The 13644-nt window shown below is 66.0% G+C and carries 11 protein-coding genes; 8 read left to right on the top strand and 3 right to left on the bottom strand.

Annotated elements, in window-relative coordinates; genetic code table 11:
- Window positions 1–60: 60 nt before the first annotated feature.
- Together ligA and QFZ40_RS13445 are read left to right on the top strand one after the other, a co-directional pair.
- The gene (gene ligA / locus QFZ40_RS13450; RefSeq protein ID WP_306904959.1) at window positions 61–2343 is read left to right on the top strand and encodes an NAD-dependent DNA ligase LigA; all 2283 of its coding nucleotides are present in this window, start codon (window positions 61–63) and stop codon (window positions 2341–2343) included.
- A complete protein-coding gene (locus QFZ40_RS13445; RefSeq protein WP_306904958.1) occupies window positions 2340–3158 on the top strand; it encodes an inositol monophosphatase family protein in 819 nt (272 codons plus the stop codon). The genes ligA and QFZ40_RS13445 overlap by 4 nt, the downstream gene beginning before the upstream one ends.
- Window positions 3159–3268: 110 nt before the next feature.
- On the opposite strand, the gene QFZ40_RS13440 is transcribed toward QFZ40_RS13445, so the two are convergent.
- Window positions 3269–4618, bottom strand: a complete 1350-nt coding sequence (locus QFZ40_RS13440) for an LLM class flavin-dependent oxidoreductase (RefSeq protein WP_306904957.1) — start codon at window positions 4616–4618, stop codon at window positions 3269–3271.
- Between the two features lie 332 nt (window positions 4619–4950).
- Here QFZ40_RS13440 and QFZ40_RS13435 point away from each other — a divergent pair, with 332 nt between their 5' ends.
- Both QFZ40_RS13435 and QFZ40_RS13430 read left to right on the top strand, forming a co-directional pair.
- Window positions 4951–5454, top strand: a complete 504-nt coding sequence (locus QFZ40_RS13435) for a GNAT family N-acetyltransferase (protein WP_306904956.1) — start codon at window positions 4951–4953, stop codon at window positions 5452–5454.
- 46 nt (window positions 5455–5500) lie between these two features.
- On the top strand, window positions 5501–5884 hold the full coding sequence (locus QFZ40_RS13430) for a RidA family protein (protein WP_306904955.1): 384 nt from the start codon (window positions 5501–5503) through the stop codon (window positions 5882–5884).
- Between the two features lie 58 nt (window positions 5885–5942).
- Here the strand turns inward: QFZ40_RS13430 and QFZ40_RS13425 are convergent, their stop codons facing one another.
- A complete protein-coding gene (locus tag QFZ40_RS13425; RefSeq protein ID WP_306904954.1) occupies window positions 5943–6605 on the bottom strand; it encodes a response regulator in 663 nt (220 codons plus the stop codon).
- Window positions 6598–8355 (bottom strand): sensor histidine kinase, encoded by a 1758-nt coding sequence (locus QFZ40_RS13420; RefSeq protein WP_306904953.1) that lies wholly within the window; start codon window positions 8353–8355, stop codon window positions 6598–6600. The genes QFZ40_RS13425 and QFZ40_RS13420 overlap by 8 nt, the downstream gene beginning before the upstream one ends.
- A gap of 171 nt (window positions 8356–8526) precedes the next feature.
- On the opposite strand from QFZ40_RS13420, the gene QFZ40_RS13415 reads away from it, so the two are divergent.
- From QFZ40_RS13415 to gatB, 4 genes are all read left to right on the top strand, one after another.
- Window positions 8527–9999 carry a CitMHS family transporter gene (locus tag QFZ40_RS13415; protein WP_306904952.1) on the top strand — a complete coding sequence of 491 codons (1473 nt, stop codon included), beginning with the start codon at window positions 8527–8529 and terminating at the stop codon, window positions 9997–9999.
- A 145-nt stretch (window positions 10000–10144) separates the two neighbouring features.
- A complete protein-coding gene (gene gatC / locus QFZ40_RS13410; protein WP_306904951.1) occupies window positions 10145–10441 on the top strand; it encodes an Asp-tRNA(Asn)/Glu-tRNA(Gln) amidotransferase subunit GatC in 297 nt (98 codons plus the stop codon).
- Between the two features lie 6 nt (window positions 10442–10447).
- Window positions 10448–12055, top strand: a complete 1608-nt coding sequence (gene gatA, locus QFZ40_RS13405) for an Asp-tRNA(Asn)/Glu-tRNA(Gln) amidotransferase subunit GatA (protein ID WP_306904950.1) — start codon at window positions 10448–10450, stop codon at window positions 12053–12055.
- Complete coding sequence (gene gatB / locus QFZ40_RS13400) at window positions 12052–13560, top strand: Asp-tRNA(Asn)/Glu-tRNA(Gln) amidotransferase subunit GatB (protein WP_306906922.1); 1509 nt, start codon at window positions 12052–12054, stop codon at window positions 13558–13560. The genes gatA and gatB overlap by 4 nt, the downstream gene beginning before the upstream one ends.
- Window positions 13561–13644 lie beyond the last annotated feature (84 nt).

The raw sequence follows: 13644 nt of genomic DNA, 5'->3' as shown, positions 1-13644 counted from the left end.
TTACTGCCGTGGTCAGCGAAGTGCCAGCAGAATGTCCGGGGTGTAGGGCAAGATAGGTCTGTGAGCACAGCACCAGGCCCCGCCGAAGAGACAGCAACCCGGACAGAGGAATTCACGGAACCGGAGGTGGTGCCGTCGGGGTCAGTGCGCGAGGAATACGAGAACCTGGTTGACCTGGTCAGGAAATACAGGTTCGCCTACTACCAGGAGGACAACGCCCTGGTCTCGGACGCCGAGTTCGACGCACTGTTCCGGCGCCTAGAGGAGATAGAGGCACTCCACCCGGAACTGGTGGCCAACGACTCGCCCACCCAGGAGGTGGGCGGCGAGGTTTCCTCCGCGTTTGCCGCCGTCGAACACCTGCAGCGGATGTACAGCCTCGAGGACGTCTTTTCCCTGGAAGAGCTTGAAGCCTGGCTCGACAAAGCCACGGCCAGCATCGCCAAGATAGGTAACGGCGGAATGCCGCCGGCCTGGCTAACGGAACTGAAGATTGATGGCCTGGCGGTCAACCTGCTGTACCGGGACGGGAAACTCATCCGGGCGGCCACCAGGGGTGACGGCACCACGGGCGAGGACATCACCCACAACGTGCTGACCATCAAGGAAATCCCGCAGGAGCTGTCCGGGACCGGTTTCCCCGCCGAAATGGAAGTCCGGGGCGAGGTGTTCATCCCCTCAACAGCTTTCGCCGAATTCAACGACGCGCTCATCGCCGCGGGCAAAGCGCCGTTGGCCAACCCGCGCAACGCGGCGGCCGGCTCCCTCCGGCAAAAGGACCCCGCCGAAACGGCCAAGCGGCCACTCAGGATGTTCGTGCATGGAATCGGTGCGCGGGAAGGCCTCGGAACCCTGAGCCAGTCCGCAACGTATGAGCAGATGAAGGAATGGGGGCTGCCCGTCAGTCCTTACTACGAGGTCCTCGGCGGACTCCCGGAGGTCCTCGAATTCATCAAGCGCTACGGCGACAAGCGGCACAGCCTTTTGCATGAAATCGACGGCATTGTGATCAAGGTCGACGACTATGCCACCCAACGGTCCCTGGGCTACACGTCCCGGGTGCCGCGCTGGGCGGTGGCCTACAAGTACCCGCCGGAGGAAGTCCACACCAAGCTGCTGGACATCGCCGTCAACGTGGGCCGCACGGGACGTGTCACCCCGTACGGGGTGATGCAGCCGGTCAAGGTTGCCGGCTCCACAGTCGAGATGGCCACGCTCCACAACCAGGATGTAGTTAAGGCCAAAGGCGTGAAAATCGGCGACATCGTGGTCCTGCGCAAAGCCGGCGACGTGATCCCCGAGATCGTGGGCCCGGTGCTCGCCCTGCGGGATCAGCAGCAGCCGCCGGTCCGCGACTTCGTCATGCCTGCCGAATGCCCTTCCTGCGGAACACCGCTTGCCCCGGCTAAGGAAGGGGATGTGGACATCCGTTGCCCCAACGCCAGGTCCTGCCCGGCCCAGCTGCGGGAGCGGGTCTTCCATCTGGCCGGCCGCGGAGGCTTCGATATCGAGGCGCTGGGCTGGGAAGCCGCCATCGCCTTGACCCAGCCGGCCGAGCCGGCAGTACCGCCCCTGACTTCGGAAGCGGCCCTGTTTGACCTCACCCCCGAGGACCTGGCCGATGTCCGGATCCGGCGTGAAAAGAGATCCAAGGGCGTGCCGACCGGCGAGTTTGAACTGGTTCCATACTTTTACAGCAAGGGAACTGCCAAGTCACCGTCCAGGCCCACAGCCAACACGGAGAAGCTGTTCAGGGAACTCGAAAAAGCCAAGACCCAGCCGCTGTGGCGGGTGCTCGTGGCCTTGTCCATCCGGCACGTGGGCCCGCGGGCCTCACGCGCGCTTGCCAATGCCTTTGGCACGATGGAGGCTATCCGGCAGGCGTCCGAGGAGGAGCTCGCCGGGGTGGACGGCGTTGGGCCCACCATTGCGGCCGCGCTCAAGGAATGGTTCGCTGAGGACTGGCACGTCGAGATCATCGACCGCTGGGCTGCCGCCGGGGTCCGCATGCAGGACGAGCGCGACGAATCCATGCCGCGCACGCTTGAAGGCCTGACCATCGTGGTCACCGGGTCGCTCCCGAACTTCAGCCGCGATGAAGCCAAGGAGGCCATCCTGCTCAGGGGCGGCAAGGCGGCCGGATCGGTGTCCAAAAACACCAGCTACGTCGTGGCAGGCGAGAACGCGGGGACAAAGCTGGACAAGGCGGAGCAGCTGGGCGTGCCCGTGCTGGATGAGGACGGCTTCCGGGAACTGCTGGCGAACGGTCCCGCCAAGGCCCCTGATGCCGGTGGCCCGGAGGAAGCTGCAGCCGTATCGGATGCCCTGGGCGGTTCCGAATGAAGCCGGATCCGGCGGAGCTGCTCGAGGTAGCCAAGGCGGCGGCTGCTGCAGGCGCCGCCGTCCTGTCCGCCCGGAACAGCGCCGCGCTGGATGTCAGCAACAAGGGTGAAGCGGGGGACTGGGTAACAGCCTTCGATATCGCTGCCGAGAACGCTGTGCGGGACATCATAGCTGCGGCAAGGCCGGCTGATACCATCACGGGCGAGGAACACGGCACCACCCTTCCGGAGTTGCCCAGCGGCTACCGTTGGTCCATCGATCCGCTGGACGGCACTACCAACTTCATCCGGAATATCGTCTACTACGCCACGTCCGTGGCGGTGGTGGATCCCGACGGCGCGTGGCAGGCCGGCGTCGTGAACGCGCCTGCGCTTGGACGCGTTTACTACGCGTCGAGGGGACAGGGTGCCTGGCTGGAACAGCAGGAGCGCAGCCTGACGCGCCTGGCAGGCCCGGTGGCCGGGCGTACCGGTCAGATCCTGGCCACCGGCTTCAGCTACGATCCCCGTGTCCGGGCCGAGCAGGCGCAGCTGCTCGGCGGGCTGATGGATGGCTTCGCCGACGTCCGCCGCCTGGGCTCCGCCGCCCTTGACTTGTGCATGGTGGCTGACGGAACCCATGACGCCTTCGGCGAGCGCGGACTCAACGAGCACGATTTTTCCGCCGGCGCGCTGATTGCCGAGGAAGCCGGCTGCTGGGTGCGCAGGCCGAGGCTTACCAGCCCCCTGGACGGCGGGCCGTCGGATGACGAACGGCTGGCGGCCTGGACCTGCGCCGGAAGCATCGAGTTCTCCGGCCGCTTTCCGCTGGAGTGAGCGAAGGGTGCCGGACAGGGCTGTTGAGACCCGGCCCGGCACTCCTGTTTATCGGTTCCGGCGGCGCAGTCCGCCGGGACGGGTGAACAGGTTCAGCTTCAGCTGGGGTTTCATGCCGTCAGTCCCGCGAGCGCGCCGGAGTAACGGTTCAACGGCCGCTCCAGGCCGTAGTGTTCCCGAAGCGTGCTGCCCGAGTATTCGGTGCGGAAGAGGCCCCTGGCCCGGAGCACGGGAACAACGTGGTCCACGAAAATCTCCAAGCCCGCGGGGAGCACAGGGGGCATGATGTTGAAGCCGTCAGCGGCGCCGTTCTCGAACCAAAGCTGGATCGCATCCGCTACCTGCTCCGGGGTTCCCGAAAAGGTCCGGTGTCCGCGACCTCCGCCGAGCCGCCCGATGAGCTGCCGGACCGTCAGCCTTTCCCGGCGGGCCAGTTCCACAATCAGGGTGTACCGGCTCTTGGCTCCCTCGATGGAATCCTCGGACGGAAGATCCGAGGGCAGCTGCCGGTCCAGGGCGAGCTCCTCAGGGGCAACCCTGAGGGTCTTTGCCAGCTGGGCCCTCGCGTATTCAGGCTTAATCAGGTCGTCAAGCTCCTGTTCCAGCCGCCTGGCGTCCGCTTCAGTGGACGCAATGACCGGAACGATGCCGGGAAGGATCTTAATTCCTTCCGGGTCCCGGCCGGCGGCAGCAGTCCGCGCCTTCAGGTCCGAGTAGAAAGCCTGGGCGTCCTCGAGCGTCTGCTGGGCAGTGAAGACGGCTTCGGCGTACCGGGCGGCCAAGTCCTTGCCGTCCTCGGAAGAACCTGCCTGAACGATCAGCGGGTAACCCTGGGGGGAGCGCGGAACGTTAAGGGGCCCGCGAACTTTGAAATGCTTCCCTTCATGGTCAATGGGCCTGACCCGGTCCGCGTCAGCCCAGACCCCTGATTCCTTGTCCGCCACGACGGCGTCGTCATCCCAGCTGTCCCACAGCTTCCCCGCCACGTCCAGGAATTCCGCGGCGCGCTCGTACCGCGCAGCGTGGGCGGGCTGGTCGTCAACCCCGAAGTTGCGGGCCGCATCAGGCCCGGCTGTGGTCACCACGTTCCAGCCGGCCCGTCCTCCGCTGACGACGTCCACCGAGGCGAAGCGCCGGGCAAGGTTGAAGGGATCGTTGTATGTGGTGGATGCCGTGGCGATCAGCCCGATCTTTTCCGTGGCACCTGCCAGGGCTGTCAGGAGGACTGTTGGTTCGAGCTTTCCGGCAGGCCTGCGCCCCACATCTCCGAAGATCACGGGGGAGTCGGCGAAGAAGACTGAGTCGAAGGTTCCGCGCTCCGCTATGCGCGCAAGGTTCTGGTAATGCCGGATGTCCGTGCCGGCCAGCGGATCACTTTCGGGCAGCCGCCATGAGGCCTCGTGGTGCCCGGTGCTCATCAGGAAGGCATTCAGGTGGAGTTTTCGTTGAGCAGTGCCCATGTCAGGTGTCCTTAATCTAGGCGTTGGAATCTATTCGTTGGTGGCTGCGAAGGGATTCGGCCGGCATGGATTTGGGCACCGAATCCTCCTTTGCGTGGTCCTGTGCGAGCGGGATGAGGACAATCAACCACACCGCTGGACAAGCCCGCCAGCGGTGCTGACGTCTGCCGAAACGCCCCGCAAACCCCCGCAATGACAGGTAACTCAGCGCCGCAGGACGTCACGCGGGTTCACCCTGCGTGGAGCGGTGTGGAGTGGTCAGGTGTGATAGTTCAATCACGGAAAGGACTGTTTCACGGTTTGCCTGCCCCGGCCGGCGCTAGCATTGTGGCGTGCAGCAGCAGATAATCATCCGTCCCGCCGTCGAAGCCGATTTCGACGCCGTTGCCCGGATCACGCGGGACTCCTACCTGGCGGCAGGCCACTTCGACAGCCCGGACCACCCGTACATGCTGCAGATCCAGGACGTAGCGGGACGGGCTGGCAAAGCGACCGTCTGGGTCGCCGAGCGGGACGGCAAGGTGGTGGGTTCGGTGACCCTGGCCGTTGCCGGCGAGCCGTATGCTGACATCGCACTGGAGGACGAGCTCGAGTTCCGCATGCTCGTGGTGGATCCCGCGGTGCAGCGCAGCGGGGCCGGCAAGGCGATGCTGGATGCCGTCATCGAGCATGCGAAGTCGCTGGAGGGCACCAAAGCGGTGGCCCTCACCACGGGCAGGACCTGGGAGAGCGCCCATGGCCTGTACAGGAAAGCCGGGTTCCAGCGAGTCCCAGAGCGCGACTGGTTCGTGCCCGGCACCGACACAAAGCTGCAGGTTTACCGGCTGGAGGTTTAGCCACCCTAAAGTGGTGCCGACTCATTTCAGCACTGAAAGGCCCACCATGCGCAAAACATTCGGCACCGGCTCCGTCTGGGAACAGACCCTCGGCTATTCCCGGGCCGTCCAGGTGGACAACACGCTCTACATCTCCGCCACGGCCGCCAGTGGTGAGGACGGCATCGTCGGTGATGACTTCTACACCCAGACGCAGTACATCCTCAAGAAGCTCGGGGCCGTCCTGGCCGATGCCGGGTTCAGCTTCGAGGACGTCGTGCAGTCGAAGCTGTACGTGACGGACATCAGCAAATGGGAAGAGGCCGGCCGTGCCCACGGCGAGGTCTTCGGCGACATTCGCCCCACCCTTGCCCTGGTGCATGTGCTCCCGTTCCTTGACCCGAAGATGCTGGTCGAAATCGAGCTGGTGGCCCAGAAGAGCGCCAGATAGTCCCTTGCTGCGCCCCGTCTCCCTGGGGCCGGGGGAGGGTGCCGGGGGCGGGGTGCGGCTACTTGGCCGGGAGGCCGTAACGGTGTTCCGGGCGGCCCGTGGTCCCGTAGCGCAGCTGGATATCGACGGCGCCGTCATCGGCCAGCGAGGACAGGTACCGTTGCGCCGTGGCCCGGGAGACGCCCACTCGGGTGGCCACTTCCGTCGCCGAGTACTGCTCGCCGGGAACCAGCGATTCGAGCACGGCAGCCTCCGTCGCGGAACGCGGCTTAGCCGACGGCGTGACGTCGCCCGGGATCAGCGCCCGTTTCGCGCGCTCCACCGAGTCCTGGTCCAGGACCCCGGGCTGGCCCAGGATGCGCCGGTACCGGGCATAGGAGCGCAGCTGCTGCGAGAGGGACTCGGCCGTGAACGGCTTCAGCAGGTATCCCAGGGCGCCGCGGCGGAAGGCCGTTCGGAGCGAGGCGGCGTCCGACGCCGCGCTCAGGATCATGGTGTCCACGTCGAGCTGCTGCAGCAGGTCAAGGCCCGACGCGTCCGGCAGGTAGACATCCAGCAGGACCAGGTCCGGGCGGAGGCTGTGGATGGCCTGCAGCGCCAGCGACGCCGAGCCAACGGGCGCAAGGGCCAGGAATCCCCCCACCGAATCCACATAGGCTGCGTGCAGTTTGGCAACGTGGAAGTCGTCGTCCACGATCAGCACCCGGAAATCCTCAGTCATCGGTGTCCTTTCCAGCGAAGTCCTTTACGCCGCGATCAGCGGCCGGACGTCCTGCGCCCTGGCTGCCGGCCGTCGTATGCGGCAGCGATGCCATGAATACCGCCCCCGGTCCGCCCTTGGAGCCCGGCTCCAGGACCCGTACGTCCCCGCCGCGCCGGCGGGCAAGCTGACGCGCAAGCGCGAGCCCCAGCCCCTGGCCACCGCCCGCCCGGAGGGAACCTGCTGCGACGGGACCGGACGCGGTCGTGAAGCCTTCGGCAAAAACTGCCTCGGGATCCGTTGCGGTCCCCAGCCCGTCGCCGGAGTCCGCGACGACGATGTGCAGGGTCCCGCCGTCGTCGTCCGGTTCATCCAGGACTTCCACTTCCACCCACCGCTCCGGCGCCGACCCGACGACGGCGGCGTTCACGGCATTGTCGATCAGGTTGCCCAGCACCGTGGTCACGTCCTGGGGTTCGGTGACCTGGCCGCGGACTAGGGTCTCCGGGCCGATCCGCAGCGAGACGCCGCGTTCGTCGGCCTCCACGCCTTTGGCACCCACGAAGGCCTGAAGGTAGGGGTCCTGGAGCAGCTCTGCCTGGTCCACCGGGAACTTCAGCGGGCCTGTGGCCGCCAGCCGTGCCAGGTACTCCCGCGCCTGCTGGTGCTGGCCCATTCCCATGAAACCGGCGATGGTGTGAAGCTGGTTCGCAAACTCGTGGCGCTGGGCCCGCAGGGCCGTGGACATAGTCCCCACGGCGTCCAGCTGCCGGGTGAGCTGCTGCAACTCCGTGCGGTCGCGAAGCATCACCACCCAGCCCAGGTCCTCACGCCGGTGCAGCGCCTTCCGTGCGCTGGCCACCAGCACACGCCCGCCTGCCACCAGCTCCTGGGCATCAGCCTCGCCCGCATCGGGCCGTGTCAGGGACTTCAGCTGCTCCGGAACCGGCGCGTCGGCCCACGGTGTTCCGGACAGGTCAGGCTGCCCCAGGAGCCGTTGCGCGGCTGCGTTGAACACGCTGATCCTGCCGTCTGCGGAGACGCCGATCACGCCGTCGTCCACGCCCTGCAACACGGCGACCTGATCGTGGACCAGGGTGCTGATCTCTTCCGGCTCCAGACCCAGGGTGAGCCGCTGCAGGCGCCGCCGCAGCAGGAAGGACGCCAGGACACCGGCCAGCAGCGCCCCGGCGGCGGTCAGCGCTACAGGACCGATGTCCCGTGCCACGCTCTGGCCCACGGTCTCCATGGAGTAGCCGACGCTCACCTCGCCCACCACGTTGCTGGTGCCCGGGGCGTACACGGGCACTTTGGCGCCGGCGGAGGGGCCCAGCGTGCCGGTGTTCCGGGTCGTGATCTCCTGGCCGGACAGTGCTTCGGAAGGATCGGTGCTGACTTTCTCGCCCAGGCGCTCCGGGTCGGGATGCGCCAGCCGCAGGCCGGTCTCGTCGGTGATGACGACGAAAAGTGCCCCGGTGCGGATTCGGGCTCCCTCGGCGACCCCCATCAGCGGTCCCGTACGGAGTTCGGACGGCGGGGGAGTCCCGGGCCGTTCACTGATGGCCAGGACATCAGCCTGCACGGACGGATCCGAAGCGACGGCCCGTGCCAGCGTGAGCGCCTGGCTTTCCGCTTCCCGGCCCACCCTGTCATAGGTCAGCCAGGCATGGACGGTGGCGCTGAGCAGAACCACCAGAAGGACCACCCCGAGCTGAAGGAGAAGGGTCTGGGTGGAGAACCGCAAGGGCGGCCGGGGCGCGGAACGCTGCATGATCCTCCTTGATTCCAGGGCATCGGGCCCGCGTGAGCACAATGCGCAAAATGCTCCCAACAAGCAGTATGCCAATCAATTGAACCAAAGGCACTGCCGTGACGGCCGCCACTATAACGTCTGTAGCACGCGTCACACCGTTGTGGCGCCGTTCACAAGAAGGAGCCGGCTGTGCTGGTATTACTTGGATTCGCCATGATCGCGGTATTCATGGTGCTGATCATGACGAAGAAGTTGACGCCAGTCCTGGCGCTCATCATTGTCCCTACTATTTTTGGCCTCTTTGCGGGCGCCGGGCTCGGCATCGGGGACATGGTCCTGGATTCGATGAAGTCCATGACGTCCACGGCCGCCCTGCTGATGTTCGCCATCATCTACTTCGGCCTGATGATCGACGTCGGCCTGTTCGATCCGCTGGTGAAGTTCATTCTCCGCAAGCTGGGCAACGACCCCGCCAAAGTGGTGCTGGGCACGGCCATCCTGGCCGCGGCCGTATCCCTGGACGGCGACGGCTCCACCACGTTCATCCTGACCACGGCGGCCATGCTGCCCGTATACCTGCGGTTGAAGATGAGCCCCGTGGTCCTGACCTGCGTGGCCGGCCTGGCCAACGGCACCATGAACATCCTGCCGTGGGGCGGTCCCACGGCCCGCGCAGCCACTGCCCTGAAGATCGACGTCAATGACGTCTTCGTTCCCATGGTTCCGTCCCTCATCGCCGGCCTGGTTGTGGTGTTTGCCTTCGCCTGGCTGCTGGGCCTGCAGGAACGTAACCGGCTCCGCGCCACCGCCCCTGAAATCTGGGGAACGCCGGAAACTGCTGAAAAGTTCGACGGCGGCTCAGCCGCTTCCTCCGCCGGTACCGGAAGCAGGGGGTCACGCACGCCCGGAAACGGAACCCCCGCCGTCGGCGGCTTCTCCCCGGAAGGATCCGGAGTAGCTGTCCTCGAACGCACCGAAACACTCGTGGACGAGCGCGATACCGCCATGGCCGACACCGCCCTGGATCCCAACCGCAGCACGCTCCGGCCCAAGCTGATCTGGTTCAACCTCGGCCTGACGGTCGCCATGATGGTCATGCTCGTCGCCAACCTGGTGCCCCTGCCGTTTGTGTTCATGGTGGGTTCCGCCATCGCCCTGCTGGTGAACTTTCCCAGGGTCAAGGAGCAGGGTGCCCAGCTGATTGCCCACGCGCCGTCCATCGTGGCCGTGGTCAGCATGGTCATGGCAGCTGCAGTCCTGACCGGTGTCCTGAAGGGCACCGGAATGGTCGAGGCCATGTCCGCATGGCTCGTCCAGATCATCCCGTCCAGCATGGGTCCGTTCATGGCTGTCATCACCGGCGTACTCAGCATTCCCATGACGTTCTTCATGAGCAACGATGCCTTCTACTTCGGCGTCCTTCCGGTGCTCAGCGAGACCGCAGGACACTATGGCATCAGCGCCGCCGAGATGGCACGGGCCTCTATCACCGGCCAGCCCTTCCACCTGCAGAGCCCGCTGGTTCCGGCCATCCTCCTGCTGGTGTCCCTGGCCAAGGTGGACCTCGGTGACCACCACAAGAAAGTCCTGTGGCGCACAGCAGTCATTTCCCTCGTCATGCTCGGCGTGGGAATGCTGACCGGAGCCATCGGCATCGGCTAGTCTTGAGCTGCCTGTGGCCGGCCCTCGTGGCCGGGACCACGGCACCGACGTGCCCGTCTGACGCCCGCTGGGGGTCGTCAGACGGGCACCGACGTTTCCCCACTAGACTGGTTCGGAAAACAATTCGAACTTGCAGGGGAGATCCATGGCTGCGATCAACCGTGACGACGTCGCGCACCTCGCGCGGCTCGCTCACATCGAGATGAATGCTGAAGAGCTGGACAGGATGGCCGGCGAACTGGCCGTCATCGTTGATTCGGTCAAATCAGTGAGTGAAGCCGCCGGTGACGACGTCCCGGCAACCTCCCACCCGATTCCGCTGAGCAACGTGTTCCGCGAGGACGTCGTGGGCCACACGTTCACCGCTGAACAGGCGCTCTCGGGAGCTCCCGATTCTGTTGAGAACCGTTTCAAGGTCCCGGCAATCCTGGATGAGGAATAAGACACGATGACTGAAACCAACAGCAACCAGCTCATCCGCCTGTCCGCAGCCCAGCTGGCCCGGAAGCTCGCAGCCCGCGAAATCACCTCCGTCGAGGTGGTGCAGGCGCACCTTGACCGGATCGCAGAGGTCGACGGCGGTGACCGCGGCGTCCACGCGTTCCTGCACGTCAACGCGGAGGAAGCGCTCGCTGTCGCGGCCGAGGTTGACGCCATCCGCGCTGCCGGCGGCGCCGCTGCCGAGGAGCTCCACGAGCTGGCGGGCGTTCCGATCGCGGTCAAGGACCTCATCGTCACCATCGGCCAGCCCACCACGGCCGGTTCCAAGATCCTCGAGGGCTGGCACAGTCCCTATGACGCCACCGTGGTCAAGCGGCTGCGCGACGCCAAGATGCCCATCCTGGGCAAGACCAACCTGGACGAATTCGCCATGGGCTCCTCCACCGAGCACTCAGCCTACGGTCCCACCAGGAACCCCTGGGACCTGGACCGGATCCCCGGCGGCTCCGGTGGCGGTTCGGCAGCCGCCGTCGCCGCCTTCGAAGCTCCGCTGGCCCTCGGCACGGACACCGGCGGCTCCATCCGCCAGCCCGGTGCTGTTACCGGCACCGTGGGCGTGAAGCCCACGTACGGCAGCGTGTCCCGCTATGGAGCCATCGCCATGGCCTCCTCGCTGGACCAGATCGGACCGGTCACACGGACAGTCCTGGACTCGGCGCTCCTGCACCAGGTCATCGGCGGGCACGACCCCTTCGACTCCACCTCCCTGCCCGACCCCCTGGAGGACCTCGTCGCGGCAGCCAGGATCGGAAATGTCGAGGGCATGCGGATCGGCATCATCAAGGAATTGCACGGCGAGGGCTACCAGGCCGGCGTCGAAAACCGCTTCAACGACTCCCTGGAGCTGCTCAAGGAGGCGGGCGCAGAGATTGTTGAGGTCTCCTGCCCCAACTTCCAGTACGCCCTGGGCGCCTACTACCTGATCATGCCGTCGGAGGCCTCCTCCAACCTGGCCAAGTTCGACGGCGTCCGGTACGGCCTGCGTGTCCTGCCCGAGGACGGGCCCATGACCATCGAACGGGTCATGGGGGCCACCCGGGCCGCCGGATTCGGCGACGAGGTCAAGCGCCGCATCATCCTGGGCACCTACGCCCTGAGCGCCGGCTACTACGACGCCTACTATGGCTCTGCCCAGAAGGTGCGCACCCTGGTGCAGCGCGACTTCGACGCCGCCTTCACGGTGGCCGACGTCCTGATCTCGCCCACGGCCCCCACCACGGCCTTCAAGCTGGGGGAGAAGCTGGATGACCCCCTGGCGATGTACCTCAACGACGTCGCCACCATCCCTGCCAACCTTGCCGGCGTCCCCGGGCTGTCACTGCCGGGCGGACTGGCCGACGAGGACGGGCTGCCGGTCGGCATCCAGCTGCTCGCCCCGGCCCGTGAGGATGCCCGCCTGTACCGGGTGGGTGCTGTCCTGGAATCCCTGCTTGAAGCGAAGTGGGGCGGGCCGCTCCTGGACCGTGCGCCCTCTCTCACGGCCCACTCACTGACGGCCCCCGACCTTACTGTTTCCACGGCTGGCGCCGTCCCGGCCCACGGAGGTTCACACTGATGACTGATGCAATCCTGACCTTTGAAGAGGCCATGGAGAAGTACGATCCCGTGCTGGGGTTCGAGGTCCACGTGGAGCTCAACACCAAGAGCAAGATGTTCTCCTCCGCGCCCAACGTCTTCGGTGATGAGCCCAACACCAACGTCAACGAGGTGGACCTGGGCATGCCCGGCGTCCTGCCCGTGCTGAACAAGACCGCAGTGGAATCCTCGATCAAGATCGGCCTGGCACTGAACTGCAAGATCGCCGAGGCCTGCCGCTTCGCCCGGAAGAACTACTTCTACCCGGACACCCCGAAGAACTTCCAGACCTCCCAGTACGACGAACCCATTGCGTACGACGGCTACCTGGACGTCGAACTCTCGGACGGGACAGTCTTCCGGGTGGAAATCGAACGCGCCCACATGGAGGAGGACGCCGGCAAGCTGACCCACATGGGCGGCGCGACCGGCCGGATCCAGGGCGCCGATTTCTCGCTGGTGGACTACAACCGTGCCGGCGTCCCGCTCGTGGAAATCGTCACGAAGCCGATCGAGGGAGCCGGTTCCAGGGCCCCCGAACTCGCCAAGGCCTACGTGGCCGCCGTGCGCGAGATCGTCAAGAACCTGGGCGTCTCCGACGCGAGGATGGAACGCGGCAACGTGCGCTGCGACGCGAACGTCTCGCTGCGCCCGCACGGCCGCGAACGGTTCGGCATCCGCTCGGAGACCAAGAACGTCAACTCGCTCCGCGCCGTCGAACACGCCGTCCGGTACGAAATCCAGCGGCACGCCGCCGTCCTGGACTCCGGCATCCCCGTGGTCCAGGAGACCCGCCACTGGCATGAGGACACCCGCACCACCACCTCGGGACGCCCCAAGTCCGACGCCGATGACTACCGCTACTTCCCGGAGCCTGACCTTGTTCCGGTGGTTGCCTCGCGTGAATGGGTCGAGGAACTGCGTGCCACCTTGCCCGAGCCGCCCGCTGCCCGGCGCAAGCGGCTGCAGGCGGACTGGGGTTACTCCGACCTGGAATTCCGCGACGTGGTCAACGCCGGCGTCCTGGTCGAGATCGAGGAGACCATCGCCGCCGGTGCTTCCGCTTCCGTGGCACGCAAGTGGTGGATGGGCGAGATAGTGGGCCGGGCCAAAAACGCCGACGTCGATCCCGGCCAGCTGGGCGTCCAGCCCGCCACGATCGTTGAGCTGGCCAAGCTGGTGGAGGACGGCAAGATCAACAACAAGATGGCCACCGAGGTGCTCGACGGCGTGCTCGCCGGCGAGGGCACCCCGTCGGAGATCGTGGACAAGCGCGGGCTTGCCGTGGTCTCGGACGATGGGCCCTTGCTGGAAGCCATCGACGCCGCCCTCGCCGCGCAGCCTGACATCGCGGACAAGATCCGCAACGGGAAGCTCCAGGCCATCGGGGCCATCGTGGGAGGCGTGATGAAGGCAACCCGCGGGCAGGCCGACGCGGGACGTGTCAAGGAACTGATACTGGAAAAGCTGGGCGTCAACGCCTGAGTACCTTTTTAACCCAACTGGGTCGCAGTTAGTGTCGTTTTGAGCCCTCATAACGACATTAACTGTGACCCACTTGGCTTTAAG

It is taken from the genome of Arthrobacter pascens (assembly GCF_030816475.1).
GTDB lineage: Bacteria > Actinomycetota > Actinomycetes > Actinomycetales > Micrococcaceae > Arthrobacter > Arthrobacter pascens_B.
Note: the sequence above shows the minus strand (reverse complement) of the source record. Positions and strands in the feature narration are given on the sequence as shown.

What these genes read in the sequence shown, in the direction of transcription:
- QFZ40_RS13440 (WP_306904957.1), bottom strand. Translation starts at nt 4,618, where the DNA reads ATGGGCACTGCTCAACGAAAACTCCACCTGAATGCCTTCCTGATGAGC.
- QFZ40_RS13425 (WP_306904954.1), bottom strand. Translation starts at nt 6,605, where the DNA reads ATGACTGAGGATTTCCGGGTGCTGATCGTGGACGACGACTTCCACGTT.
- gatA (WP_306904950.1), top strand. Translation starts at nt 10,448, where the DNA reads ATGACTGAAACCAACAGCAACCAGCTCATCCGCCTGTCCGCAGCCCAG.
- gatC (WP_306904951.1), top strand. Translation starts at nt 10,145, where the DNA reads ATGGCTGCGATCAACCGTGACGACGTCGCGCACCTCGCGCGGCTCGCT.
- QFZ40_RS13420 (WP_306904953.1), bottom strand. Translation starts at nt 8,355, where the DNA reads ATGCAGCGTTCCGCGCCCCGGCCGCCCTTGCGGTTCTCCACCCAGACC.
- QFZ40_RS13445 (WP_306904958.1), top strand. Translation starts at nt 2,340, where the DNA reads ATGAAGCCGGATCCGGCGGAGCTGCTCGAGGTAGCCAAGGCGGCGGCT.
- QFZ40_RS13430 (WP_306904955.1), top strand. Translation starts at nt 5,501, where the DNA reads ATGCGCAAAACATTCGGCACCGGCTCCGTCTGGGAACAGACCCTCGGC.